The sequence below is a fragment of the Streptomyces californicus genome, assembly GCF_000717645.1.
Taxonomy (GTDB): Bacteria; Actinomycetota; Actinomycetes; order Streptomycetales; family Streptomycetaceae; genus Streptomyces; species Streptomyces californicus.
This window is the reverse complement of the sequence record NZ_JNZZ01000014.1, coordinates 25,646-50,907: the sequence shown is the minus strand read 5'-3', so window position 1 is coordinate 50,907 and position 25,262 is coordinate 25,646. Positions and strand designations below refer to the sequence as shown.

At 69.5% G+C, this 25,262-nt stretch carries 17 protein-coding genes, 2 tRNA genes and 1 pseudogene; 8 read left to right on the top strand and 12 right to left on the bottom strand.

Annotated elements, in window-relative coordinates:
• Positions 1 to 38: 38 nt before the first annotated feature.
• Together IF19_RS1000000135440 and IF19_RS0119055 are read right to left on the bottom strand one after the other, a co-directional pair.
• Positions 39 to 4,574, bottom strand: coding sequence for a PAS domain-containing protein (locus IF19_RS1000000135440; RefSeq protein ID WP_050493839.1), 4,536 nt, complete (start codon positions 4,572 to 4,574; stop codon positions 39 to 41).
• Between the two features lie 542 nt (positions 4,575 to 5,116).
• Positions 5,117 to 5,692, bottom strand: coding sequence for an SSI family serine proteinase inhibitor (locus tag IF19_RS0119055; RefSeq protein WP_030115020.1), 576 nt, complete (start codon positions 5,690 to 5,692; stop codon positions 5,117 to 5,119).
• Positions 5,693 to 6,039: 347 nt separating this feature from the next.
• On the opposite strand from IF19_RS0119055, the gene IF19_RS0119050 reads away from it, so the two are divergent.
• Positions 6,040 to 6,130 (top strand) — tRNA-Ser (locus IF19_RS0119050).
• A 238-nt stretch (positions 6,131 to 6,368) separates the two neighbouring features.
• A tRNA-Arg gene (locus tag IF19_RS0119045) sits at positions 6,369 to 6,441 on the top strand.
• Between the two features lie 117 nt (positions 6,442 to 6,558).
• Here IF19_RS0119045 and IF19_RS0119040 read toward each other — a convergent pair.
• From IF19_RS0119040 to IF19_RS0119015, 5 genes are all read right to left on the bottom strand, one after another.
• Positions 6,559 to 7,425: a GNAT family N-acetyltransferase gene (locus IF19_RS0119040; protein ID WP_030115019.1), complete on the bottom strand. Its 867-nt coding sequence runs from the start codon at positions 7,423 to 7,425 to the stop codon at positions 6,559 to 6,561.
• A gap of 88 nt (positions 7,426 to 7,513) precedes the next feature.
• Positions 7,514 to 7,678 (bottom strand): hypothetical protein, encoded by a 165-nt coding sequence (locus IF19_RS1000000137720; RefSeq protein ID WP_162952559.1) that lies wholly within the window; start codon positions 7,676 to 7,678, stop codon positions 7,514 to 7,516.
• A complete protein-coding gene (locus tag IF19_RS0119030) occupies positions 7,675 to 8,799 on the bottom strand; it encodes a radical SAM protein (protein ID WP_030276488.1) in 1,125 nt (374 codons plus the stop codon). The genes IF19_RS1000000137720 and IF19_RS0119030 overlap by 4 nt, the downstream gene beginning before the upstream one ends.
• A 193-nt stretch (positions 8,800 to 8,992) precedes the next feature.
• Positions 8,993 to 9,298, bottom strand: a complete 306-nt coding sequence (locus IF19_RS0119020; protein ID WP_418952938.1) for a hypothetical protein — start codon at positions 9,296 to 9,298, stop codon at positions 8,993 to 8,995.
• Between the two features lie 23 nt (positions 9,299 to 9,321).
• Positions 9,322 to 9,522: a hypothetical protein gene (locus IF19_RS0119015; protein WP_032747607.1), complete on the bottom strand. Its 201-nt coding sequence runs from the start codon at positions 9,520 to 9,522 to the stop codon at positions 9,322 to 9,324.
• 123 nt (positions 9,523 to 9,645) lie between these two features.
• Between IF19_RS0119015 and IF19_RS0119010 the strand changes: the two genes are divergently transcribed.
• Positions 9,646 to 10,992 carry an NsdA family TPR-like regulatory protein gene (locus IF19_RS0119010; protein ID WP_030115013.1) on the top strand — a complete coding sequence of 449 codons (1,347 nt, stop codon included), beginning with the start codon at positions 9,646 to 9,648 and terminating at the stop codon, positions 10,990 to 10,992.
• On the opposite strand, the gene IF19_RS0119005 is transcribed toward IF19_RS0119010, so the two are convergent.
• Positions 10,970 to 11,503 carry an NUDIX hydrolase gene (locus IF19_RS0119005; RefSeq protein ID WP_030115012.1) on the bottom strand — a complete coding sequence of 178 codons (534 nt, stop codon included), beginning with the start codon at positions 11,501 to 11,503 and terminating at the stop codon, positions 10,970 to 10,972. The genes IF19_RS0119010 and IF19_RS0119005 overlap by 23 nt on opposite strands.
• A 106-nt stretch (positions 11,504 to 11,609) precedes the next feature.
• Positions 11,610 to 12,548: a DUF3800 domain-containing protein gene (locus IF19_RS0119000; protein ID WP_030115011.1), complete on the bottom strand. Its 939-nt coding sequence runs from the start codon at positions 12,546 to 12,548 to the stop codon at positions 11,610 to 11,612.
• 254 nt (positions 12,549 to 12,802) lie between these two features.
• Between IF19_RS0119000 and IF19_RS1000000138935 the strand changes: the two are divergent.
• From IF19_RS1000000138935 to IF19_RS0118985, 3 genes and pseudogenes are all read left to right on the top strand, one after another.
• Positions 12,803 to 14,402: pseudogene (locus IF19_RS1000000138935) on the top strand (type I restriction-modification system subunit M).
• Complete coding sequence (locus IF19_RS1000000136250) at positions 14,399 to 15,613, top strand: restriction endonuclease subunit S (protein ID WP_078580930.1); 1,215 nt, start codon at positions 14,399 to 14,401, stop codon at positions 15,611 to 15,613. Before IF19_RS1000000138935 ends, IF19_RS1000000136250 begins: the two are co-directional and overlap by 4 nt.
• A 190-nt stretch (positions 15,614 to 15,803) precedes the next feature.
• A complete protein-coding gene (locus IF19_RS0118985; protein ID WP_030115009.1) occupies positions 15,804 to 19,382 on the top strand; it encodes a DEAD/DEAH box helicase family protein in 3,579 nt (1,192 codons plus the stop codon).
• A gap of 998 nt (positions 19,383 to 20,380) precedes the next feature.
• Here the strand turns inward: IF19_RS0118985 and IF19_RS0118980 are convergent.
• The 3 genes from IF19_RS0118980 to sigJ form a co-directional block, all read right to left on the bottom strand.
• Positions 20,381 to 20,983, bottom strand: coding sequence for a dihydrofolate reductase family protein (locus tag IF19_RS0118980; protein WP_030115008.1), 603 nt, complete (start codon positions 20,981 to 20,983; stop codon positions 20,381 to 20,383).
• A 279-nt stretch (positions 20,984 to 21,262) separates the two neighbouring features.
• Positions 21,263 to 22,495 (bottom strand): NAD(P)/FAD-dependent oxidoreductase, encoded by a 1,233-nt coding sequence (locus IF19_RS0118975; RefSeq protein ID WP_030115007.1) that lies wholly within the window; start codon positions 22,493 to 22,495, stop codon positions 21,263 to 21,265.
• 85 nt (positions 22,496 to 22,580) lie between these two features.
• Positions 22,581 to 23,534: an RNA polymerase sigma factor SigJ gene (sigJ, locus tag IF19_RS0118970; protein ID WP_030115006.1), complete on the bottom strand. Its 954-nt coding sequence runs from the start codon at positions 23,532 to 23,534 to the stop codon at positions 22,581 to 22,583.
• A gap of 74 nt (positions 23,535 to 23,608) precedes the next feature.
• Here sigJ and IF19_RS0118965 point away from each other — a divergent pair, with 74 nt between their 5' ends.
• A complete protein-coding gene (locus IF19_RS0118965) occupies positions 23,609 to 24,184 on the top strand; it encodes a hypothetical protein (protein WP_234310641.1) in 576 nt (191 codons plus the stop codon).
• A 66-nt stretch (positions 24,185 to 24,250) separates the two neighbouring features.
• Positions 24,251 to 25,165 carry a DUF2797 domain-containing protein gene (locus IF19_RS0118960; RefSeq protein ID WP_030115004.1) on the top strand — a complete coding sequence of 305 codons (915 nt, stop codon included), beginning with the start codon at positions 24,251 to 24,253 and terminating at the stop codon, positions 25,163 to 25,165.
• The last annotated feature ends 97 nt before the right edge of the window (positions 25,166 to 25,262 follow it).

The window sequence follows — 25,262 nt, the reverse complement described above, 5'->3', positions numbered from 1 at the left end:
CGCCCCGTCCCGTAGCGCCAGCAGCGTTCCGCGCGAGGTCAGTTGGTGCCGATCTTCGCGAGCAGATCGACGATCCGCGACTGGACCTCGTCGCTGGTGGACCGCTCGGCGAGGAAGAGGACGGTCTCCCCCGATTCGAGTCGCGGCAGCTCCGCCGGGTCCATCCCGGCCGAGGTGTAGACGACCAGCGGGGTGCGGTTCAACTGCCCGTTGGCCCGCAGCCAGTCGATGATCCCGGCGCGCCGACGACGTACCTGCATCAGGTCAATCACCACGAGGTTCGGCCGCATCCGGCCCGCCAGCTCGACGGCCTCGCTGTCCGCCGCCGCGCGCGCCACCTGCATCCCGCGCCGCTCCAGCGTCTGCGTCAGGGCTGCCGCGATCTCCTCGTGCTCCTCGATCAGGAGGACGCGCGGAGGGTGCTGTTCGCTGTCGCGCGGGGCCAGCGCCTTGAGGAGGACGGCCGGGTCGGCCCCGTACGCCGCTTCCCGGGTCGCCTGCCCCAGACCGGCGGTGACCAGCACCGGAACCTCGGCCGCCACCGCCGCCTGGCGCAGCGACTGCAACGCGGTACGGGTGATGGGCCCGGTCAGCGGGTCGACGAAGAGCGCGGCGGGGAACGCGGCGATCTGGGCGTCGACCTCCTCGCGGGAGTTCACGATCACCGGACGGTAGCCGCGGTCGCTGAGGGCCTGCTGCGTCGGTACGTCGGGGGCGGGCCAGACCAGCAGCCGGCGCGGGTTGTCCAGCGGCTCGGGCGGCAGCTCGTCGTCCATCGGCTGCGGGTGCGGCCGGTTGGCGACCTCGACCGCGCCACCGGGGCCGTCCAGCGGCTCCGGCCCCTCGGCCCCCTCGTCGGGCGCCCCTATCGCGTACGCGCGCCCCTCCGCGACGGGTGCCGCGATGAGCTGCCCCTCGCCGTAGGCCGTGCTGGTGCCGGTGGCGGCGTTCTGACCGGGCTGGCCGGGCTGACCGGGCTGGCCCTGACTCTGGCCCGAGCGAGCCGGGGCGGTCGGCTCCTGCGCGGGGAACGGGCCCTGCGCCTTGTCCTGACCGGGCTGGTCCGGGTTCTGCCCGGTGCCGCGCGGGGAGGCGGGCGCGGTGGCGCCGCCCGGCTGTTCCTGCCGCGCGCCGGGCTGCTGAGCGCCAGGCTGCTGAGCGCCGGCCCCCTGGTTCGGGGCCGGTCGGCCGGTGCCGGGCCGGAGGTCCGGTGCCTGCTGGCCGCCGCCGGGCCGGGCCGGGGCGCGGTCGTCCTCCGGCGGAGCGGCGAGCTTGCGTCGTCGGCCGGCCCCGCCGACGCCCTGGTACGGCTGGTTCTGCTGGTGTGCGAGATGCTGGGCGAACGGCACGCCCTGGCCGAGCGTCCGCACGCTGAACGCCCGCCCCTGCGTCGAGTCGGGGTGCACGCCCTCCGGCATCCGCTCCTCGGCCGGCAGCGGCTGCCGCCGCGCGCCCGGGGCGCCTGCGTCACCGTCGGCCGGGTGCCCCGCCGGTTCGGCGACGGACGTGGTCCCGGTGGCGTGCGCGGTCGGGCCGACGCCGGTACGGGGGCTGTGCTCGGCGCCGGTACGGGCGCCCTCGGCGTCGTCGCCCCACGCGGCGTGGTCCGGAGCCGCGCCCGGGGTCGCCGGTTCGCCGGTGCCGGGCGTCCCGGCGGCGGGGGCCGGCGTCCCGGGCTGCGGCGGTGTGCCGACGGTGTGAGGCGCGGCGGGCGCGCCGTGGCGGGCGGTCCCGTGGGCGGGAGTGCCCTGGGCCGGGGCGCCGTTCGGCTGCGGGGCGAGGTTCGGCGGGGCGATGGGGTGTGCCTGGGGCGGGGTGTAGCCGGCCTCCGGTGCGGTGCGCGCGTGGTGCGCGCTCGTCCCGTGGTCGGGGCCCGCCGGGGCGTCGGGCGCGCCCGGGGAGCGGTCGGCGTCGGCCGGCGGCAGGGCGAAGGCGGTCCGCGGACCGGCGTCGGCGGCCGCGCGCTCCTGGGCGGCGGCCAGGGCGCGCCGGGCCCGCCTGCCCCCGGGCTGCTGAGGGCCGGGCGCGGACGGTTCCTGACCCGGCCGGTCCTCGGGGGCGTCGCCGCTGCCGGACGCGAGGGCGGGGAGGGCCAGGTTCTCGCCCTCCCGACGCGCCCGGCGCCCGGTGGGCGGCACGGGCTGCTGCGGGTCGACCGGGGCCACCGGGAGCCCCTGCGGGGGAACGGGTTGCTGGGGGCCGGCGGTGACTCCCCGGGGCGGCACGGGCTGCTGAGGGCCGGTCGGGACTCCCTGGGACGGCACGGCCTGCTGGGGACCGGCCGGGGCCCCCTGGGGCGGAACGGGCGGGCCGAGCTCCGGGCGGCCGGTGCTCCGGGCGTTCTCGGTGCCGGTGACGGCAGCACCCCCGGACGGCCCGGCGGGCGAGGAGGGTTCGGCGGAGGCGGACGACCCGGCGGAGCCGGGGTGCGCGGACGGACCGGAGGACGCGGACGGAGCGGGGGCCAGGGCCAGCGCGCTCCGACGCGGCTGAGCTTCCCGCTGCTCCGGCGCGGCGGCCGCGGGCCCTTCCGCGGCCGTGCCGGGGGCGGGAGCCGCCTCGGCCGGACTGGGACGGCCGCGCCGACGCCCTGAGCCCTCGCCCTGCTGGGCCGGGATCAGTTCGGGGGCCTGCCCCTCGGAGGCGGCCGGCCCTCGGCGGGCCCGCCGCCGTCCGGTCGGCTCGGCGTCCGGACGGTCGTCGGGGGAGGCGGGCACGGCGCCGGTCGCGTCGTCGCCGATGCTCTCCGCCGTACCGTCGGGGCCGTCCAGGAACGCGTCGGTGGAGGACCGCCGTGCCCGGCGGCGGCCGCCGCTGGTGACGCCGGGAGCGCCGACGCCCTCGGACGGCGAGGAGGCGGCCGGAGCGGCGGCGGGCTCGGGAGCCGGGCCCGCCCCGTCCGCCACCGGGGGCGCGATCGTGCCGGACGCCGCGCCGATGGGCACGTCGAGGACGTACGCGCTGCCGCTCATCCCCGGCATCTCGTGGGTCTGGAGCACCCCGCCGTGCGCCCGGACGATGCCGCGCACGAGCGGCTCGTGCACCGGGTCGCCACCCGCGTAGGGCCCGCGCACCTCGATGCGTACGGCGTCCCCGCGCTGGGCGGCGGCCACGACGACGGTGGTGTCGACGTATCCGCCCCCGGGGACGGCCCGCGCCTTGCCCGTGGCGTCGACGCCGCAGACGTCCGCGACGAGGTGGGCGATGGCGGTGGCCAGCTGACGCGCGTCGACCTCGGCCTCGATCGGCGGGGCGTGCACGGCGAACTGGGCGCGTCCCGGACCGATCAGCTCGACCGCGCCGTCGATGCCGCCCTTCACGATCCCCTCGACCAGGGCGGGGGCCTTGTGCAGCCCCTCCACGCCCGCGTCCAGGCGCTGGAAGCCCAGGACGTTGTCGACGAGCGTGGTCATCCGGGCGTACCCGGCGGCGAGGTGGTGCAGGATCTGGTTGGCCTCGGGCCACAGCTGACCGGCCGGGTCGGAGGCGAGCGCGGACAGCTCGCCGCGCAGCTCCTCCAGCGGCCCGCGCAGCGAACGCCCGAGGACGGCCGTGAGCTGGGCGTGCTGGGCACCCAGGGACGCCAGCAGCTCGGCCTGGCCCTCGATCTCCGCGGCGTACCGTTCACTCCGGTCGGCGAGCTCGGCGGTGTGCGCCTCCTTCAGCGCCTCCAGCTCGGCGGTGTGCGCCTCCTTGAGCGCGGTGACCTCGGCGTCGTGGCTCGCGGTCAACTCGGCGACGACGCTCCTGTGCTGTGCCGACAACTCCTCGTACGGACGCCGGTCGGTGAACGTCATCACCGCTCCGACGAGTTGGTCCCCGTCCCGTACCGGCGCGGTCGTCAGGTCCACCGGGACCCGTGCGCCGCTCTTGGACCACAGCACCTGCCCGCGCACCCGGTGCTTGCGCCCCGACTTGAGGGTGTCGGCGAGCGGGGACTCCTCGTAAGGGAACGGTTCGCCCTCCGCCCGCGAGTGCAGGATCAGCGGGTGCAGCTCCTGTCCGCCGAGATCGCTGGCCCGGAAGCCGAGGATCTGCGCGGCGGCGGGGTTGACGAGGACGACGCGCCCGTCGGTGTCCGTGCCGACGACGCCCTCGGAAGCGGCCCGCAGGATCATCTCGGTCTGCCGTTGCGAACGGGCCAGCTCCGCCTCGGTGTCCACGGTGCCGGAGAGGTCCCGTACGACGATCATGAGGAGCTCGTCGCCGGTGTAGCTGGAGTGGATGTCGTTGTACGCGGCCTGGCCGCTGTCGAGGCTCGCGCTGGTGACCTCGACCGGGTACTCGTGGCGGTCCGTACGCCGCGCGGTCATCCGCGCCGGCTTGGTCCTGCCGTGCTCGTCCGTGGTCTCGGGGCGGCGCATCGAGCCCGGGATCAGCCGGGAGTCGAACTCCGGCAGCAGATCGAGCAGCCCGCGACCGACGAGCGCGGCGCCCGGGGTCTCGAACATTTCGAGGGCGATGGCGTTGGCGTTGACGACGGTGCCGTTGCAGTTGACGAGCAGCAGCCCGTCGGGGAGGGCATCGAGTATGGCTGCGAGGCGAGCAGTGCCTCGGGACGGCCTGCTGCTCACGACGACGCTTCCTCCCTGATTACCGCACCTTGCCGACAGCGGGCCCCATCTTGCCCCTCGGGCCGCAGACTGTCACTGCAGGAGTCTAAGGCCAGGGGAGCACCCGGGGGCGGCGGATGAGGGGGAGCTCTCACCAAGGTTCTGTGCGCGCCGTGCGGACCGAGGCTCTCCGACGTGAGCGTCCGCGCACCTGGTGACGTGCGCGGACGCGAGTCGCGACCCTTGGTGTGAGGGGGCGTGCGGGGAGTTTCCGGAGCGCCCCGGGTTGCTCCGGGGGCGCGCGTCTTCACACGGGATCCGAACACGAGCCCCGAACGCCGGATCGGTACGAGGGGCACGAACACCGGGTCCGGTGCGCGCCCGGCCGACCCCGGTGGGCGACCGGTCTCGGCAGCAGCCCGTACTCGGTAGGCGTCCGTACGCGACGGCCGCCCCGATCCGACGTCCACCGGCTGACGGGCTCACCGGCGGGCGGAGGCGCCGGGCGAAGGGGCCACCGGTTGACGGGCCTACCGGCCCCCCGGGCCCGCCGTCCCGCGCGGCTAGCGAACGTCCGGGAGCACGGGGACGAGGCCGTTCCACCGGGCGATCTCGCAGCCGTCGCGACGGGTCGCGGTGGTGTCCACGCGCCGGCCCTCCCAGGTGCCCACGATGCGCGCGAAGGCGTCGCCGCCGTGGATCATCGTGCACATCGTGCCCTCGGGGGTCTCGCGGAACAGTTCCTGCCGCCCGGACCGGGTGGCCCCGGCCTCCGCCAGCCGGTCGCAGGCGGCCTGCCCCTCGGGGTGGGAACCCCCGGTGGGCCCGCACTCCAGCTCGAACGTTCCGTCGGCCCCGGGCACGCCGGTGTTCTCGACGCTCACGGTGAGCCGGGTCCGGGCCTCGTCCACCTCGCCGGGCGCGGTCCCCGCCCCGCCGTCCAGGAAGCCGGGCAGCGGGAGCGGCATGGGCAGCGGCCCCAGGGCGGGCCGGGCGGCGGCGAACGGTCCGGAGGTCGGCACGGCGGAGGGCGCCGGCACGAAGGACTCGGGGCCGGAAGCGGTGGCGCTGGTCGCCGGTACGGCGGTGGCGAGCGCGGCGAGCGGGACGACGGCGGTGAGGGCGAGACGGCGCAACATGCAAAAGCTCCAGGATCTCTGCGGCGAGGCCGGCCGCGGGCGGCGATCACGGGCGGCGGTCATGGACGATCGCGGACCCACCCCGTACGCGGCTGACGGACGACGGCTGATGACGGACGGACGCCGCGACTCGCGGAGACGGCGACGACTCACGGAGGCGACGGCGGACGGAGACCCGGGGCCCCCACCCCTCTCTAACGCGCGCCACGCCGGGACGTTGCGCCACCACGCCGAACTGCTTTGCCCCAGCCCCCTGAGGACTAGTAACGTGGGCCGCGATTGGTGGCACGGCGTTCGACTGTGTCATCATCTGCACGCACCACTCGCGTCCGCGCGAGGCGTGCGGAGGAGGCGTCGCCTAGTCCGGTCTATGGCGCCGCACTGCTAATGCGGTTTGGGTCTTAAAGCCCATCGAGGGTTCAAATCCCTCCGCCTCCGCTCCACCCCGAAGCCCCGTGCCCCTGGCACGGGGCTTCGGCCGTTCCGGCCCGGAGATGATCGTCGGCCAGACGGACGGAGGGCCGGGGCGAAGGCGGCGAGCATGGCCGAGAAGCACCCTGAGGAGCTGTTTCCGCAGGTCAGGGCCGGTAGGACTAATGGATTTCGCGTCACGGCGCAGGTCATGTAATGTTGTTCTCGCAACGCCGACCGGGAAGAAAAAAGCCCGGAACGCCAAGCACTCGTAGCTTAACGGATAGAGCATCTGACTACGGATCAGAAGGTTGCAGGTTCGAATCCTGCCGAGTGCACAGCAGGCCGAAGGCCCCCGGGAGAAATCCCGGGGGCCTCTCGTGTTGCCCGTACAGCAGTGAAGTACAGCAACCTTGTCGGCCCGAGGTAGTCGTCCAGTCGTCTTCCCTCCACAGTCACGCCTGAGTGGTGTGACTGAAGCCGAGGGATGTCAGCCCTTCGGCTCGGCACAGCCGGTCTGAGGGGCCTTCGACCTCTGTTTGGAGGAGTTGGTAGTCGGCGCCGTGAAATTGCCCCCAGCACATGGCGGCCCGCCACAGGACGCGCCCCAGGCCCCGGCCCCGGACCTCGGGGAGGACGGCGAAGTATTGGGGCATGAGCTGGTGGCGTCCAAGGGCATCGGGGAGCACCTCCATGGGGCCGATCGCGCCCACGATGCGGCGCTCGACGGCTGCGGTGAGGACCGGGCCGCATGTGCCGGCCAGCATCTGAGTGTGGAGGAAGGCCAGGCCGTGGGCGGCCATCGTCTCGGCGAACGGGGCGAACGTCGTCTGCACGGTGGTCGGCCAGGCGGTGATGGGGCGGACGGAGCCGTCCGGGGCGGGGCAAGGGCGGACGGTGAAGTCCTTCAGCTGGATGCGGGTGCCACGCGGGTGTGCGGTCTCGGGACCGAGAGGGCGTACGATCCGGGCGCCCGCCACGTCGCGCGTGGAGGCGAGCTTCGCGGCCAGCTCGGCGGCCTCATCCACGACGGTGTCGCGAAGCCCGTAGGCGAAGACCTTCACAGTGCCGCGTCCACGCCGACTCAGGGTGGGGATGAGAGTGTGCTCGGGCTGGTGAACCACGTCCTCGCGGAGGACTTTCTCGTCCTTCTCGCCGCCCCAGCGCCGGTCCTTGTCGTAGGGCAGGAAGTCACCCGTGTCGGCCGCTCGCAGGATGTCCTCGAACACGCTGACGGTCAGGGCGTCGGGGTGGACGGGACCGAGGGTCGGCACGATCGGCACGGTCAGTTGGGGCCGGAGCCAGTCCCAGCGGAAGAACATGAGCGGCACCCTAACGGTGAGCCGGCCAGGGCTCAGGCCCCGACGCGAGCACGCCGGGGCCTGAACGGAGTTGACCGGATCGTGTCGGTCAGTGGGGGTTGTCGTCACCGGCGTCGCAGGAGCACTCCGCGCTCTCTACGATCACGTCGAGGTCCTGGACGGCGGTGATCGACGCGGTCGCGACGGGCGGGGCCGCGCGGCGGGCCGAGGCCGGCGGGCCGGGGAGGATGGTCACCGGTACGGGCGGGGTCATGAGGCGTTCTCCTTGTCTCCGTGCTGGCAGTAGCTGTGCAGCGGCGCCTTCGCCTCCTGGTAGTGCTTGGCCAGGGGGCGGCAGACCCGGCAGGTGCCGGACAGGGCGCAGCCCTCGCACCCTCCGGTGCGAAGCATGAGGCGGTCGGCGATGGCGCCGAGCCGGGTGAGGCCGTCGATGCCTTCGGCCATGAGGTCGATCTGGTCGTCGCGGCCGACCTTGCAGATCGAGACCTTGGCGTGCGGGTCGGCGTGGAAGAAGGTGTGTCCCGCGTTGCAGCCGGCGAACGGCTTGCGCTGCCGCAGGTGGGCGGCGGACTGGGCAAGTAGCGGCTCTCCGCCGCCGTAGATCGTGGGCGTCATGTTCGTGTACGCGTGGTTCTCGACGTTCCACTCGTCGGCGATGGCGGCCATCTCGTCGGCCTCGGAGGCGTTGTCCTCGGTCACCACGACGTTGATACGCAGCGGAAGCCCCGCCTCACGGGCGGCGTCCATGCCGCGCCGGAACGCCTTCCACGCCCCGCGGCGCTGGGTGAGCGTGTCGAAGGACTCCTCGCTCGCCCCGTACATGCTGACCACCAGTCGGTACGGCGGGCAGTCCCGGAAGAGCTTGAGGAGCTCAGGTCGCCAGAGCAGCGAGCCGTTGGTGGAGATGGTGAGCATCATCCCGGCCTGCCAGGCGTACCGGTAGGCACCTTGAAAGTGGGGATCCATGGTGGGCTCGCCGCCGGTGATCTGGAGCCAGAGGACACCGGCCTCGCGCATGATGTCCAGCAGCCGCACCTTGTCCTCGCAGCCGAGGCCGGAGAAGGGTCGCTCGCCGAGGTAGCAGTGCTTGCAGCCGAAGTTGCAGCCGAGGTTGATCTCCCAGGAGGCCCGGCAGTAGCCGTACGCGGACGGCTCACGCACCAGCACCGTGCCCTGCACGGGTCGGCCGCCCAGGTCCAGGCCCCACACGTCGGCGGCGGCCTGCACCGCCCAGGCGGGAAGCGACTCACCGTCGGCAGCGGCCTGGCACAGGCCCTCAAAGTGGTCGGCCGAGATTCGGGCGCCGGCCCTTGCTCCCGGCTTGAGGAGAAGGTGTCCGTCGAGGAACGGGGAGGCGATCAGAGCGTGGGCCATCGGTGGCCCTCCTTCCGGATCACGGAGCGGGACAGCACACGGGACGTCTGGCGGCCGGCGCGGCAGTGGATCTCGCCCAGCCCGTTACAGGTGCCGCAGGTCTTGCCGGACGAGTTGGCGCCGCTGCCACCGCAGTCCCCGCACTGTTCGTTGCGAGGCGAGCGAGGGCGCCGGGTCTTGCGCGGGCTCGCGATCAGCTGGTGCACGAGACCTCCTCCAGGTCGTCTTCCCAGGTGTGCTGCATGGCGTGGTCGGCGAACAGACAGCAGCCCTCACCGTCAGGACCCGGGGCGACCACCGGGCAGTCCGGCAGCACGACAAGTTCCGCTTCGTCCGTCCCGTGCCAGCGGAGCCACAGCGCGGTCCCGTACGTCCCGGCGTCGGTGAGGAGACCGAAGTGCTCACCCTCGTCGTGCGCGGACAGCTGGCACTGCACCGCTTTGTCGACGTACGGGGCGGCCGACTGCTCCCGCGCTTCCCGTGCCAGGTTGAGGGGCACTCGGCGCCAGTGCACGCAACGCATCACGACACCATCCGGAAGGACCCGACGGCATTTCGGGCCTGCTGCGAGCAGCGGGGGCAGACGCAGGGCGGGTAGCGACCCGGATTCTCCGGGACCACCGGGTCCTCGCCCACGCGTACCTCCGTGAGAGGCCCCCACGTCTGGCCGGAGTCGTGGGAGACCCGCAACGTCATCCGTACGTCGTCCTGTCTGTTCGCCATGGCCAGGAGCATCGCGATCCACGGACCCGGCCAGAAAGGCCAAGCGGATTACCCAACTTGGGTAACATCACCCTCGGTTGACCAAGTGCAGCGATCCGTAGTCCTCATGCCGGAGCGTGCCCGATGCCCGAGCCATCTCGCTCGAAGGAACTCCCGGTCAGCCTGCTCACGGACCCAATGATGATCGAGGCATGCCAGGCCAGAGACTTCGGCCGCATCTTTCAGCTGGTCAAGGCACGAGCAGGCATCTATCCATCGATGATCGCGCGACGCTGCGACCTGACCCCGAGCCGCGTGGGCGAGGTGATCGCCGGACGGCGACAGCTGCTGCACATGGATGTGATCGAACGGATCTCGGACGGATTGCGCATCCCCGGACACATGCTCGGCCTCGCCCGACGCTCTTGGGAGACGCCACCCAGCCTGACGGTCACGCCCCGCGAACCGGCCGAGGTACCGGCTTCAGCCGTCGAGCCGCTTGTCGCCGGACTGCCGGGGGCGGACGTCGACAGCATTCTCGCCCTGGCGGCCGATCGGGACCTCAGCCCGTCGACGCTGGAAGCGCTGCACTCGTCGATCGCGGACTACTGGCGCCGGGACGACGAGCACGGTGGCGAGACCTTACGACCGGCGGTCGTCGGCCAGCTCCGCTACGTCGTCGATCTCCTCAAGGAGCAGCGGCCGGCTCCTCTGCGGGACGGCCTGTACAGCATCGCGGCCGAACTTGCCCGACTCACCGGATGGACCTACTTCGACGCCCGCCAGTACCACCAGGCATGTGCCTACTTCACCGAATCCCTCGGCCTGGCCAAGGCCATCGATGACCGCCAGTTCATGGCCAACGTCCTCGCCTGCATGAGCCTCCAGGCCACTTACCAGGACAAGCCCGGCGACGCCCTCGCACTCGTCACGGCCGCCCAGGACCAAGCCCGAACGGCCGCGGGGACGACACCGCGCGTGCTGGCCATGCTCGCGATGCGCGAAGCCTTCGCCCACGCCACCCTCGGCAATCACGGCGCGACCCACACCGCGATCTCGGAAGCGCATACCCACTTCGGACGGATCAGCACCGGTGATCCGGATCCGGCCTGGGTCGCCTACTTCGACGAGCCGAAGCTGATCGTGGACACCGGTATCGCGCACGGCCGCCTGGGCGAAGCCGCCTTCGCCGAACCCCTGATTGCGGACGCTCTGCGCCGAGAACACCAGACGAATCACCGAGGCCGCGCCTTCCACGCTTTCTGGCTCGCCCGCACCCAGCTCCAACGCGGCAAAATCGACGAGGCGTGCCACACGGCCATGGACGCCCTGGCCCCGGCGGCGGCCGTCAGCTCGCAACGAGTCGCCGGCCACCTCCGGGAGTTCCACGAACAGCTGGAGCCCTTCCGCCGTGAACCGGCCGCGGTGGCGTTCGAGTCCCGGCTCCGGGAAGCGCTGCCCCGCCAGATCAGCGGATCGCCTCGTCCATGAGGACGTAGAGCAGCCCGACGAGGGAGCCACTGCTGACGATCTCGCGCCGGTCGATCATGCCCCGCACGTCGGCCAGCGGGATCCACTCGATCCGGTCCGATTCGTTCTTCTCGGTCGGCGGGCCCTCGTACGTCGCTCCGTCGGCCCGGAAGACGTGGTGCTGGGAGTCGGTGATGCCGTTGGCAGGCTCGGCGTAGATGAGGGGTGTGATCGGGCCGGGCCGCCAGCCGGTCTCCTCCAGCACCTCACGGGCCGCCGCATCGGCCGGCGTCTCGCCCTCCTCCACCAGCCCCATAGGCAGCTCCCACGCCCAGGCGTCCGTGATGAAGCGGTGCCGCCACATCATCAGCACCTCGCGTCGCTCGTTGACGACGGCGGCTACGGCCAGGTGCCGGAGCTTGACGACGTGGTGCTCCCAGCGGTTCCCGTCCGGCGTCTCGACGTCGGTGAGCCACAGGTTCACCCAGCTGTTCTCGTAGATCGGACGTTCCCCGTGGATCTTCCACTGCATCGCTGCGGCCCCTCTCGATCGACCTCCAGCATCGCAGAGCGAACCTCGGAGACAGCAGAGTTCAGCGACTTAGTGTCGATCTGACCAATAGGGGGAGGTCATCCCATTACAGGAGAGGCGACAAACCGCCGTCCAGCTCGGCCTCGCGTCGCTCGGGGGTCAGAGTCCCTGGCTGTCCCGGGATCGCAGTAGTCGGCACGGTGACCGTCTCCTTAGGTCCGAACATCAGGCTGGACGTCTGCTGGGTCCGCCGGTCGGATACGACGATCCCGCCGCGCCACTTCCCCATGGGGTCCTGGTACCGGAACTGCAGCTTCTTCAATCGCTGCCCGAACTGCTCCCGCAATGGCTGGTAAGCGTCGTCGCAGTGCACGTTCCACGTCACGTCGCTCAGGTAGGCGTGGCACGCGATGGGGAACAGCACGGAGGACACCACGAGATCGGCGAGCTGGAGAAGTGTGTGGGTGTCGCTGTGGCCGAAGACCGGCGACTCGATTACCCCGCGGAGGCTGTCACCGCCCGTGCGGTACTTACGGGTGGTGACGCAGTGCACATTGGGAGCGTTCTTCACCTTCGTGCGGCTGTCGAGGACCATCATGCCGCGCGAGTGCTCATGGGCGAGTTGAGCCTGGAAGGTCTCGTTCAGCGCGGCGACGGAGGCCGGGTACACCCCGGACTCGTCGAACGCCAGCCCTTCCTGTTTGATCCACACGCGGGCGAGGATGCGGGCTTCGTGGGATTCCAGCATGTCGAGCAGCGAAGCCACTAGCTCCATGGCAGCACGTTGCCAGCTGTGGTTGCCGGCACGGAGATTCTTGCGGACATCCGAACCCTTGATCTCGTGCTGGATTACCTCGGAGAGCTGCTCCGCGTTCCGCAACTGCGGCCGGTAGTGCTTCTTGGTGTCGAGGAAGGCCCAGGTGAGGGACTTGATCTGGGCCCGGGGCACGGTGAAGCCACCGACGACGAGGACTGGAGGGGCGTCAGGCCTCATGGGGTCGAGTGTCTGCCCGTTGCCCGCCTCGTCGATGTAGCACAGATGCACCGAATCTCCCAAAACGCATCTGTGGCCGCCCCAGAAGGGACGGCCACAGGGTCTGCGCAGCCATATGCGCGATATTTTGCTTGCTAAGGCCGATCCTGCCGAGACCGACTACGTTCGGTCAAGCCGAGAGCACGGTTAGGTGGTACGGGTTTCGGCCAACCTTGACGGGCGGAGTAGAGGAACGCCGCCCAGGTAGCCGGCGTGACAGCGAAGCTGCGGGATGGGGCCCGGCAAGACGGTGTGCGCGGAGGCCGATGCCTGAGACGCAAGATGGTGGAGTCTCGGGCTTGTCAAGTCTGGATGGTGTGGGACTCGGGGGCCGTAGGATCCTCCGTGTGATTACGGGCGAACTGAAGAGCAAGGTGGGACGCGTCTGGGACGCGTTCTGGTCCGGTGGCATCGCCAACCCGCTGGAGGTGATGGAGCAGATCACATACCTGCTCTTCATCAAGCGGCTGGACGAGATCCAGACCCGCAAGGACCGCAAGGCGACCGCAACGGGCAAGGCCGACCTGGCCCCCTTCTTCTCGGACGACCAGCAGGAGCTGCGCTGGCAGAACTTCAAGGTCAAGGACCCCGAGATCATGTACGGGTTCGTCGCTGATGGCGTCTTTCCGTACCTGCGTCGCATGGGCGGGGACGCATCGACGTACTCCCACCACATGAAGGACGCCCGGTTCACGATCCCAGGGCCCAACCTTTTGGCGAAGGTCGTCGACCTGCTCGACGACATCTCCATGGACAGCAGCGACACCAAGGGCGACATCTACGAGTACATGCTCGCGAAGATCGCCACGGCTGGCCAGAACGGCCAGTTCCGCACGCCACGCCACATCATCGACCTGATGGTCGAGATGACCCAGCCGGGGCCGCGCGACGAAATCTGTGACCCGGCGTGCGGCACGGCCGGCTTCCTGGTGCAGGCGGCGTCGTACATGCAGCGGGTGCACCGCGAGGCGCTGCTAGGTGTCGAGCAGCGCAAGCGCTTCAACGAGGAGACATTCCACGGCTTCGACTTCGACAATACGATGCTTCGCATCGGCTCCATGAACATGTTGCTCCATGGCGTGGAGAACCCGGACATTCGGCACCGTGACTCGCTTGCGGAGAGCGCGGCCGACGAGGCGGAGCGCTACTCCCTGATCCTTGCGAACCCGCCTTTCGCGGGGAGCTTGGACTACGAGTCCACGGCGGTGGACCTCCAGCGCATCGTCAAGACGAAGAAGACGGAACTGCTGTTCCTGGCTCTGTTCTTGCGGCTCCTGAAGCCCGGCGGCCGGGCGGCCGTCATCGTCCCCGATGGGGTGCTTCGGTTCGAGCAAGGCGCACAAGGAGCTGCGCCGAATTCTGGTGGAGGAACAGCAGCTCCAGGCGGTGGTCAAGCTCCCAAGCGGGGTCTTCAAGCCATACGCCGGTGTATCGACGGCGATTCTGTTCTTCACGAGGACGGACTCGGGCGGTACGGACCACGTCTGGTTCTATGACGTGCGGGCGGACGGTTTGAGCCTGGACGACAAGCGCAACGCGCTGCTGCCGGAGGATCGCCTGGGCGTACGCCCGCAGGGTGACCCACTGACGCCGGACGAACTCGTGAAGAACAATCTTCCGGACGTTCTGGCTCGCTGGCAGGAGCGAGACGGCACGGAGAGGGACCGGGCGAGAACCGAGCAGAGCTTCTGCGTACCAAAGGCAGACATCGCGGCCCAGGGTTACGACCTCTCCCTCAACCGCTACAAGGAGACGGTCCACGAGGAAATCGTGACGCGGACGCCCACGGAGATCTTGGCGGACCTTGAGCTTCTAAACGAGGAAATCGCCAAGGGCACGGAGGAGCTGAAGGGAATGCTGGTATGAGCGAGCTGAGAAGGCGATCGCTCAAGGATCTTGTTAACGAGGTCAAGCCGGGATTTGCGTGCGGAGAGGTTGACGCAAATGGGGTCTTTCAAATCCGGATGAACAATGTCACCAAGTCGGGTGGCATTGATCTGAGCAAACAACGACGAGTGCCTCGGAATCATCCGGGTATTGAGAAAAGTAAGCTACGCCCTGGCGACGTGCTATTCAATGCTACTAACAGTCCCGACTTGGTGGGGAAGACGCTATTCTGGTCCGGCATCGATGAGGAAGTGGTCTACAGTAATCACTTCCAGAGAATTCGTACCGATGACGAGGAACTCGACCCTAAATACCTCAGTCGTTGGCTGACTTCTCAGTTCGAGTCGGGAGTCTTCCGTGGCCTATGTAAGCAATGGGTAAATCAAGCCACGGTGAGCAAAGACAGCCTGCTGTCTCTTAAAATCCCACTCCCTCCCCTTGCGTATCAGAAGCGTATCGCCGCCGTCCTCGACGAGGTGGACATTCTTCGCACCAAGCGTCGGGAGGCCATCACTCTCCTCGACGACCTTGCCCAGTCCATCTTTTTCGAAATGTTCGGCACGGGAGAAGGTCATCCGGTAGTGCCGCTCGGGGAGCAACTTTCATTCATTACGAGTGGTGGCCGTGGATGGGCGAAGTATTACTCGGATTCCGGTAGCATCTTCATTCGGTCGCTTGATGTCCAAATGAATTCTATCGAGATTGACGAAGTCGCTTACGTCCAAGCTCCTGACAATGCTGAGGCACGCCGTACTCGGGTTGAGGTTGGAGACGTGCTGCTCACGATCACTGGCTCACGCATCGGGAGGGTTTCAGCGGTTCCGGAAAATCTTTCTGGAGCGTATGTGAGCCAGCACGTTGCTATTCTTCGCCCTGTGCAGGAGAAGATTGTTCCGGACTTCCTCTCCTTCTTTCTGAGTATCCCGTTCGGTGGGCAGAGGCAGATTTCAGATATGCAATACGGGCAGACGAAGCCGGGCTTGAATTTTCGGCAGATCGCGGAATTCTTGATTCCGCTACCGGAAGTTTCTCTACAGCGTCAGTTTCTTGACAGGGTTTCGCGGGTTAGGCAACTACAGGAATCTCATGCGAGAAACCTCGCCACCCTGGATGAACTCTTTACCTCTCTCCAGTACCGTGCTTTCTCCGGCGCCCTCTGGAATTATGAAGCGACCGGCGAAGCAGCGTAAGTCGCTCTCGTCGCGCACGGTGGCCGGCGCCGGCCGCTGTCACATGCCGCCCATGCGGCCGGGCAGGGGAGTCCGGCCCAAGGGTGGTGGTTTTGCTGTAGGAGATAGACAAGAAAAGTCGGCCTCGTGCAGGTTCGGGGCGTCCCGGATCCGTACGAAAGAGGCCATGTAACAGGGGAGGGACACCGGCATGGGGAACGAGCGAAACAGCGACGACCAGTCGCACGCCCAACAGGATGAGCAGGCCCGCGACCGCGCCACCGCCGACAATATTGGCCGCACCGCAAGCGGTAACTTCACTTTCCTTCGTGCCGAGTGGCCAGTCCTCTCCGATGAGGCGACCCGCGCCGAGCGGCTGATCCACCACGACCCCCGTGCCGCCTGCTTCTACGCTCGCCGCGCCATCGAGATCACAGCGCGATGGATGTACGACACGGACAGCAGCCTCAGCGAGCCCTACAAGAAGGACCTCGCGGCGATGCTCCACGAGCCGAGCTTTCGGCAGCTCGTCGGGCCGACGGTCAACGCCAAGATGGACCTCATCCGCCGGCACGGCAACAACGCCGTGCATAAGGCCGCCCCTGTCCCGAAGACCGTCGCCGAGGCCAGCGTCAAGGAGCTGTTCCACTCCCTCTACTGGTTCGCCCGTACCTACACCCGCCAGGCTTCGGCTCTGCCGCCCGCCGGGCTGGAGTTCGACACCAGCGCCGTACCGCGCCCGCTTTCCCCGCAGGCCCGCGCGCTAAAGCAGGTTGAACTCAAGGCCAAGGAGGCGGAGGACGAGGCGCGCTTCAAGCAGCAGGCGGAAGAGCTGGCCGCCGAGCGCGCGCAGAACGCGGACCTCGCCCAACAGCTCGAAGAGCTCAAGAAGCAGATCGCCGCCGCCAAGGCCGCCAATCAGGCGGTACAGGACACCCACGACTATGACGAGAAGGCAACCCGCGACGCCTTCATCGACCTGCTCCTCAAGGAAGCGGGCTGGGACCTCCTCATCCCGGGCAAGGACACCGAGTACCCGATAGCGACCGGGATGCCCACCAAGACGGGCAAGGGGTACGTCGACTACGTGCTCTGGGGCGATGACGGCAAGCCCCTCGCCGTCGTCGAAGCCAAGAAGACCCAGCGGGACGCCCGCGACGGGCAGCAGCAGGCGAAGCTGTACGCCGACGCGCTCGAAGCCCAGTTCAACCGCCGCCCGGTGATCTTCTACACCAACGGGTACCGGACCTACCTCTGGGACGACGGCCTCGGCTACCCGCCCCGCCAGGTGCAGGGCTTCTTCACCAAGGATGAGCTGCACTGGCACATCCGTCAGCGCGCCGGACGCCTTTCCCTCACGTCCACGCCAGTGAACGAGAAGATCGCTGGCCGCCCTTACCAGCTTCGTGCGATCAAGCGAGTGGGCGAGACCTTTGAGCGGGACCGCGTCCGTCAGGCGCTGCTCGTCATGGCGACCGGCACCGGCAAGACCCGTACCACCGTGGCCCTCGTGGACCAGCTGATGAAGGCGGGCTGGGCGCAGCGGGTGCTGTTCCTCGCCGACCGGCAGGCGCTGGTCACCCAGGCGATGAAGGCGTTCAAGGAGAACCTGCCGAACACCCCCGTGGCCAGCCTGCTCGACGACAAGGCCGCCGCGGCCCGCGTCTACCTCTCCACGTACCAGACGATGATGAAGCAGATCGACGTCATGGACGGTGCGGGTCGCCGCCGCTTCGGGCCCGGCCACTTCGACCTGATCGTCATCGACGAGGCGCACCGCTCCGTGTACGCGAAGTACGGCGAGCTGTTCCGCTACTTCGACTCGCTCCTGCTCGGCCTGACCGCCACGCCCAAGGACGAGATCGACCACAACACGTACAAGCTCTTCGCCATGGAGGACGGGGTCCCGACCGACTCCTACGACCTCCATGAAGCCGCCGCCGAGGGCTACCTCGTCCTGCCCAAGGCTGTGAAGGTGCCGCTGAAGTTCATGGAGCAGGGCATCCGCTACGCCGATCTTTCAGAGGAGGAGAAGGCTGAGTGGGACGCTAAGGAGTGGACCGAGGACGGTGACATCCCGGACGCGGTGAGTCGGCACGAGATGAACGAGGTCCTCTTCAATAAGAACACCGTGGACACGATGTTGGAGACGCTGATGACGCGCGGCCACCGCGTCGAGGGCGGCGACCGGCTCGGCAAGACAATCATCTTCGCTAAGAACAACGACCACGCCCGGTACATAGAGGAGCGATACAACGCGAACTACCCGCAGGGTGCCGGCCACGCCGCGCGCGTGATCACGTACAAGGAGACGTACGCCCAGTCCCTCATTGACGACTTCTCCAACCCGAAGAACCCGCCGAACGCCCCCGACATCGCCATCTCCGTCGACATGCTTGACACCGGCATCGACGTGCCCGAGGTGGTGAACCTGGTCTTCGCCAAGCCGGTCTTCTCCAAGACCAAGTTCTGGCAGATGATCGGCCGCGGCACCCGCCTGCGCCCCGCCCTCTACGGCCCCGACCCCGATAACCCCGACCACGGCAAGCGGAACTTCTACGTCTTCGACTTCTGCGGCAACATCGACTTCTTCAACAGTCAGCTCGACCGATCGGAGGGGCGCAGGGCCGTTACCCTCACCGAAAAGCTCCTCCAGCGTCAGCTCGACCTGGTACGGGTCCTGGACAAGCGGCAGCAGCCTGACCCGGCACGGGACGCCGGCCCCGACGCGATCGGCACAGAGGCGGAGATCCGCTGGTCACTAGCCCACCGGCTGCATCACACTGTCACCGGCATGAACCTGGACAACTTCCTGGTCCGCCCGCACCGCCGCGAGGTCGAGGTCTTCAGCGACTTCGGAAGCTGGCACCGGGTGGACGACGACGCGGACACCGCGATCCGCGACCATCTGCTCGGACTGCCCAGCGAGTACCGCCCGGACGACGAAGAGACGGGCGAGGAGGCCAAGCGGTTCGACCTGATGGCGTACGGTCTCCAGCTAGCCGCGCTGGAAGGCGGCAAGGACTTCGCCAAGCTGCGCGCGAAGATCCAGGACATCGCGTCCAACCTGCTCACCAAGACGAACATCCCGGCGGTCGGCGAACAGGCCGTGCTGCTGGAAGCGGTGGCAGGCGAGGAGTGGTGGAGCGATGTGACCCTCCCGATGCTGGAGGATATGCGCCGCCGTATGCGCCGGCTCGCCCGGCTCACCGACCCCAAGGTCAAGCGGAACGTCGTCTATACCGACTTCGTCGACCAGCTCGGTGACATCACCGAGGCCGAGATCCAGGGGATGCCCCAGGGCACGGACGAACAGCGTTTCAAGCAGAAGGCCCGGGCCTACCTCCTGCGTCATGAGGACCAGCCGGTGGTGCGCAAACTGCGTCTCAATGAGCAGATCACCGAACTCGATCTCGCGCACCTGGAGGAGATTTTCCTGGCAGAGGCCATCGCCTTCCCGGAGGACCTCGACGAGGTGCGGTCCTCCGGCGGCCTTGGGCTGTTCGTGCGCGGGCTGTGCGGGCTGGATCGACAGGCGGCACAGAGGGCGTTCGAGGTCTTCTGCACGGGTAAGCAGCTTAGCTCCCGCCAGATCGACTTCCTGACGTTGATCATCGATACAGTGGCGAAGCGTGGAATCCTGGGCTTGGGCGACCTCTACGAGGATTCGTTTGCCGATCTTGCCCCGGGCGGCCCCAATGACCTGTTCACCGGTGAGGAACTCGAAGTCCTCAACGTCATCTTCAAGGAGCTGGAGCAGACAGCCAAGCCCACGACCTTGGCGGCCTAGGTTCGGCGTTGCGGCGATCGCCTACGCTACGAGCCGGTGCCGCTGGCCCGAGCTGACGGCAACCTTGACGGCAACGACGGCACGCAGAGGCCGTTGATCACGATGATCAACGATCAGCCGGGAGGAAAAGGGTGTCCCGGCCCAACGACCTGCCCGATCCTACGGATCAGAAGGTTGCAGGTTCGAATCCTGCCGAGTGCACAGCAGGCCGAAGGCCCCCAGGAGAAATCCCGGGGGCCTTCGGCGTTTCAGGATCGGGCACCATCGACACACAGCAACCGCATCAGCCGTTCCCGCCTTGATGGAGACGCTTCGGGGCGACGGCGGAAGCCGGGAGAGGCTCAGCGGAGTGCCTCACGGACCTCCCGGATCGTGGGCCGGGCGCCGGGCGCCGGGCGCCGGGAACCGGGAACCGGGAACCGGACGGAGCATGGCGTCGATCAGCTTGCCCGGTGCTCGCACAGGCCGACGCTTGCCACTCGCGACGGCTCGCCTCTGCTCGGCGCGGGGTGCGTCGTCCGGGTCCACTCCCGGGAACGGCTTTTCCGCTCCCGGCTCTGGCTGCGCCCGCGCTCCTGCCTTCGGCCCCGCTCGGCACTGCCGCCGCCGACGCGCGCCCGCTGTGCAGGCCCGAGGGGCATGAGGCGAGAACCAGGCTCGCGACTTCACGACGATGCCTCCGGCGAGGGCGCTCAGACTCCGGGATGGGAGGGGCGCCGTTCGCGAGCGCCGGCCGGAGCAGGGCGAGCGTCGCGGGGACTCCCCTCCCGACCACCTTCGACTGACACCAACAGGGGTGAACGCAACCGGTCGGTGCTGAACTTCAGCGCATGGGCGTCTTGGTCATGGTCCACCTGACCGTGGCCAAGACGCCTTTGAGATCGACCTGATAAGGATGAGCACAGACCTCAAAGCCTCGGCCTCGTACGGGCGCCGCCCTCCGTATCGCCCGGCGCCTTGACTCGGTCATTGAGGCTTCGCCGAGCTCGTGGGCAGGGTCAGGCCTGGTCGGTGACGCGCGTATAGGTGAGGAACAGCGCTCCGCTCTTCAGGGATACATGGTCGGTGAGTTCCCATCGGCGCGGTTCGAAGGTGGACTTATGAGAAAAGAGCGGTATCCCGGCACCGATAGTCAGCGATCCCACCTTGAGGACCAGCTGATCGATCTCGGCGTACAGAGCATTGGCCAGCTCCGCGCCACCGATCAACCAGATGTCCTTGCCGTCCTCTTGCTTCAGCTCTCGCACCTTCGCCACTGGATCATCGGCTACCAGCTCGACCGCAGGGTCCGGGCTCTCGGACAGGGTTCGTGAGAAGACGAGATGACGCAGGTGGGGATAGGCATCGGTGATCCCGGCCGCAAGGCCGATCTCGTAGCTGCGTCGTCCTTCGAGGACGGTGTCAAAGCGGGTCCCCTCTGCCGTGACGGACAGTGCCGCTCGAGCTGGAGCGGGCAGCGTCTCCGGGTATTCGGTCACGATGTGCTGAAGGTAATCGTCAGGAATGGGCCAGAAGCCGTTCGGGCCGGTGGGATCGGCGCCGTCCGGCCCGGCGATGAAACCGTCGAGCGTGGTGGCTATGTAGTAGACGAGCCTGCGCACGGATGGCCTTTCGTGAAATTGGCGGCGATGTGCGGCCCGAAGCGACCGTTTCATGCAGAATTGACGGCCCCCCGATCGCATGGCGATCATCGCACAGGCTGTCGGGAGATTCCGAAGGTTTCGAATGGGCAGTACGAATACGAGCGCTGTCGGCGACTGGGCCTCAGGCGCCCTGCGGCAGAGGCGGTGCTGCCCCGGGTCCTGGAGTACGGGAGGCCGGGTGCCCGGCCGAGGGTGAGCATCGGGTGGTCCGGGGCGGGTGGGGTTCCGTGATGGAGGTCAGGCTGTCGGCGCGCCCGCGCCTGCTCGTGCCCGTTCGGTCGTCAGCCTGCGGCGGCGGGTCGGTAGGGACAGGGTCGGGTGGGCGACGCCCCAGGCCGCGGCCTTGCAGACCAGTTCCTTGTAGAGCGCGGCCGGGCGGCCGGTCAGGGCCGCGCTGACGGCGCGGTCGTCGGCGGTGACGTACTGGATCAGGCCCTCCTTGCGGCCCAGCGAGACGCACTGGTTGACGTAGCGGGCCGAGATCGTCGGGAGCTTGGTGCCGGTCAGGCGGGCGGCGATGGCGTCGGCGGCCTGCCAGGCGGAGGGGACGCCCGAGGCGCAGGACATGCGAAGCGGTTTGCCGCCGGGGCCGGCCGCCCGGGCCGCGTCGCCGATGGCGTACACGTCCGGGTGGGAGGTCGAGCGCATCGTGGCGTCGACCGTGATCTGGCCGTCCTCGGCCGTCTCCAGCGTCGTGGCCCGCGCGATCGGGTGGACCGCGAACCCCGTCGTCCAGAGGGTGGCCTCGGCCGGGACGTCGCCGCCGGTGGTGGTGGCCCGGTCCGCGTGCACGGCGGTGACGTCCGTGTTCTCGTGGACGGTGATCCGCAGACCGGCGAACACCTTCCGCAGGTGGCGGGTGCCCTTCGGGGAGAGCCAGTCGCCCAGCGGGCCCCGGGAGATCAGCGACACGGCGAGGTCCGGGCGGGTCTCCGCCAGCTCCGTCGCCGCCTCCACCCCGGTGAGTCCGCCGCCGACGACCGCGACCGGGCTGCCGGGGGCGAGGTCCGCCAGGCGGTCCCGCAGGCGCAGGGCCCCGGCGCGGCCGGCGATGTCGTGGGCGTGCTTCTCCACGCCGGGGACGCCGTGGGTGTTCCAGGCGCTGCCGAGGGCGTAGACGAGGGTGTCGTACGGGATGTCCTCCGCGCCGGACCCCGCCGGGGCCTCGGGCGGGGTCACCGTCACCGTGAGGGCGTCCACGTCGATGCCGGTGACCCTGGCGATCCTCAGCCGCACCCCGGTGCCCGCGAACATCGCGTCGAGCGGGCGGGGGAGCAGGTTCTGGCCCACCGCGAGCTGGTGCAGGCGGACGCGTTCGACGAAGTCCGGTTCGGCGTTCACGAGCGTGATGGAGACGTCCTCGCGGTGCAGCCGTGCCGCGAGGCGCCCGGCGGCGCTCGCTCCGGTGTAGCCGGCTCCGACGACGACGATGCGGTGCTGGTGGGCGGTGTGCCGCGTGTTCTGCTGCATGTCCTGCCACTCCCTGTCTCGCGTGGTTTCGCCCCTTGAACCGGGCAGCCCCGCGTTTACTGACAGATGGGTGATGTGGCCTGCGTCACTCGTCGTCGTGGATGCTGATCAGCGGTTCTCCGCGGTCCGTCGCCGCCCACTGCCGCGTCGCCCGCTCCAGCTTGTCGGGGTTGGCCTGGTTGCGGAACGCGGCGATGCCGTCCTCGGTGATCTCCAGGCACATCACGCTGATGACGCGGCCGGCGACCACGATCACCAGCGAGGGCTGCCCGTTGGCGGAGGAGAGGTGGATCTCCGCGGTGCCGCCGATGAGCCTGCGGGCCGCCTGGTTGGGGGTGAACAGGCTCCGCATGAACGTCGCGACGGCCTTCGCGCCCTCGAACGGCCTCCTGCGGGCCGGCACCTTCCCGCCGCCGTCGCCGACCGCGATGCTGTCCGAGGTGAGCAACCGGACGAGCGGTTCGGTCCGGCCGCTGGTGGCGGCCGTCAGGAACTCCTCGACGATCCGCCGGGCGGCCGCCCCGTCGATCTCCGTACGGGTCCGGCCCGCCGCGATGTGCCGCTTCGCGCGGTGGAAGATCTGCTGGGCGGACGCCTCCGTGATGTCCAGGATCTCCGCGATCCGGCGGTGCGGGTAGCCGAACGCCTCCCGCAGCACGTAGACCACCCGCTCGTTGGGGGTCAGCCGCTCCATCAGGGTGAGGACCGCGAACGAGACGGACTCGCGCTGCTCGGCGGTGTCGGCGGGGCCGAGCATCGGGTCGCCCGCGAGCAGCGGTTCGGGCAGCCACTGGCCGACGTACGTCTCCCGCCGGGCGCGCGCCGAGGTGAGTTCGTTGAGGCAGAGGTTGGTGAGCACCTTCGTCAGCCACGCCTCGGGCACCTCGATGCGCTCGACGTCGGCGGCCTGCCACCGCAGGAACGTGTCCTGCACGGCGTCCTCCGCGTCGCTCGCCGAGCCGAGGAGGCGGTACGCGATGGCCTTCAGCCGGGGCATGGAAGCCTCGAACAGGTCCACCTGGTTCCCGGTCAGCGCCATGGCCCGGATCCTAACGGGAACGTCCGGCGGCCGTTCGGACGGGCGGGGGCGGGGTAGCCGACGAGGTACGGGGAGTGAGGGGCACGCCCCGCGTCGCGGAGGTGGTCATGGGGGCGAAGGGGCAGAGATCGTACGGGCGTTGGCAGGACCGCTGGTGGGTGCTCGGGCTGATGCTGCTCGTCGTCTGGGTGGGCATCCGGCTGGCCCTGAACGGCTGGTCCTCGTGGCCGGGAATCCTGATCGGCGGGATCTTCTACGCCGCGTTCATGACGTGGTTCCTCATGCGGCGGCGGCGCAAGGACGCCCGCGCCGTGGGCACCGAACCCGACCGGGTGCCGGAGATGGAGCGGCGCATCGCCAGGAACGGCGAAGCGCCCGACGACCCGGCCGAGCAGGAGGCCATGGTCCGGCTGATCCGGCGGCGGGAGGAGAAGCTGCGGCGCAGCCGGCGGTGGGCCTTCCCCCTGCTCGGCCTGATCTTCATCGGGACGCCGTTCCTCTGGTTCGCCTCCGGGAACGTGCCGGCGGGACTGTGGATGCTCGGATTCGGTGTGGTGTTCATGGGCTGGATGATCTGGTTCAACCGCCGCTTCGTCCGGCGCATGGCCGCGATGCGGCAGCGGATCGAGGGTGTCGGAGGCTACGCGTAGCATCGCCGCGCCGGGGCGGAACAGGCTCGCCCCGCGCGCTGGAGCGGCTGCGACGAGGAGTGCCGGATGGGTGACGGGTGGTCCGGCGGGTGGTGGTGCACCGGCGTGCGCTGGCCCGGGGAGGCGCCCGAGCTGGGATGGCGCAGGGGCGGCGACCGGCGGGTGAGCGTCCTCGCGTACGGGACCGGCCTCGGGTTCCGCGCCCTCGGCGAGCGGCACTGCGTGGGGGCCCGGGGGAACGTCTGCCCGCTCGCCGCGGTGGTGCCCGGGCGCTCGACCGGCGGGCGGTGCGCCGAGTGTGCGCGGCTGGACCGGGCGCACTCCGTGGCCGCCGACACGCTGGCGGACGACCCCCGGACGTACCGCGTGTACCTCGCCTGGTTCGGGCCCGGACTCGTCAAGGTCGGGATCACCGGGGAGGAGCGCGGGGCCGCCCGGCTGCGGGAGCAGGGGGCCGTCGCCTTCACCTGGCTGGGGCGCGGTCCCCTCATGGCGGCCCGGCGGACCGAGGAGGTGCTGCGGGCGGCGCTCGGCGTTCCCGACCGCATCCCGTACGCCGGAAAGCGGGCCGTGCGCGGGCGGTTGCCCGGGGCCGGGGAGCGCGCGGAGGCGGTCGCGGAGCTGTACGGTCGGGCCGCCGCGCTCGAAGGGCGCGGCTGGCCCGACTCGTTGGAGCGACTCCCCCTCGAAGTCGTGGACCAGGTCGAGGTGTTCGGACTGAGCGGGACGCCCGCGCCCATCCGGTCGGTGCGGGAGCTGGTGGACGGGGGTGTCGTCGCGGGCCGGCTCGTCGCGGCGGCCGGGCCGGATCTGCACCTCGCGGTGACAGGCGGTGGTGGGGGAGGTGGCGGTGGCGTGGTCGTGCTGGACACGCGGCTGATCACCGGGTGGGATCTGACGGCGGAGACCGGGAACGGCGTCGGTGTCGGCGTCCCCCTCATCGACATCGGCGGCGGCGGTGTGCAGGGTGGGTTGTTCTGACAACCTGCGGGCTGCGGACGGTCAACCGCGGGCGGCGGTTCCTGGTTCGCCACTTGTGGCCCACGGATCGTGAACTGCCTTCTGTGGTCCACGAACT

Excerpts from the sequence above, each read along its gene's own strand:
- IF19_RS0119055 (WP_030115020.1), bottom strand. The coding sequence starts at position 5,692 with ATGTTGCGCCGTCTCGCCCTCACCGCCGTCGTCCCGCTCGCCGCGCTC.
- IF19_RS0119040 (WP_030115019.1), bottom strand. The coding sequence starts at position 7,425 with ATGTTCTTCCGCTGGGACTGGCTCCGGCCCCAACTGACCGTGCCGATC.
- IF19_RS1000000137720 (WP_162952559.1), bottom strand. The coding sequence starts at position 7,678 with ATGACCCCGCCCGTACCGGTGACCATCCTCCCCGGCCCGCCGGCCTCG.
- IF19_RS0119030 (WP_030276488.1), bottom strand. The coding sequence starts at position 8,799 with ATGGCCCACGCTCTGATCGCCTCCCCGTTCCTCGACGGACACCTTCTC.
- IF19_RS0119015 (WP_032747607.1), bottom strand. The coding sequence starts at position 9,522 with ATGGCGAACAGACAGGACGACGTACGGATGACGTTGCGGGTCTCCCAC.
- IF19_RS0119010 (WP_030115013.1), top strand. The coding sequence starts at position 9,646 with ATGCCCGAGCCATCTCGCTCGAAGGAACTCCCGGTCAGCCTGCTCACG.
- IF19_RS0119005 (WP_030115012.1), bottom strand. The coding sequence starts at position 11,503 with ATGCAGTGGAAGATCCACGGGGAACGTCCGATCTACGAGAACAGCTGG.
- IF19_RS1000000136250 (WP_078580930.1), top strand. The coding sequence starts at position 14,399 with ATGAGCGAGCTGAGAAGGCGATCGCTCAAGGATCTTGTTAACGAGGTC.
- IF19_RS0118985 (WP_030115009.1), top strand. The coding sequence starts at position 15,804 with ATGGGGAACGAGCGAAACAGCGACGACCAGTCGCACGCCCAACAGGAT.
- IF19_RS0118975 (WP_030115007.1), bottom strand. The coding sequence starts at position 22,495 with ATGCAGCAGAACACGCGGCACACCGCCCACCAGCACCGCATCGTCGTC.
- sigJ (WP_030115006.1), bottom strand. The coding sequence starts at position 23,534 with ATGGCGCTGACCGGGAACCAGGTGGACCTGTTCGAGGCTTCCATGCCC.
- IF19_RS0118960 (WP_030115004.1), top strand. The coding sequence starts at position 24,251 with ATGGGTGACGGGTGGTCCGGCGGGTGGTGGTGCACCGGCGTGCGCTGG.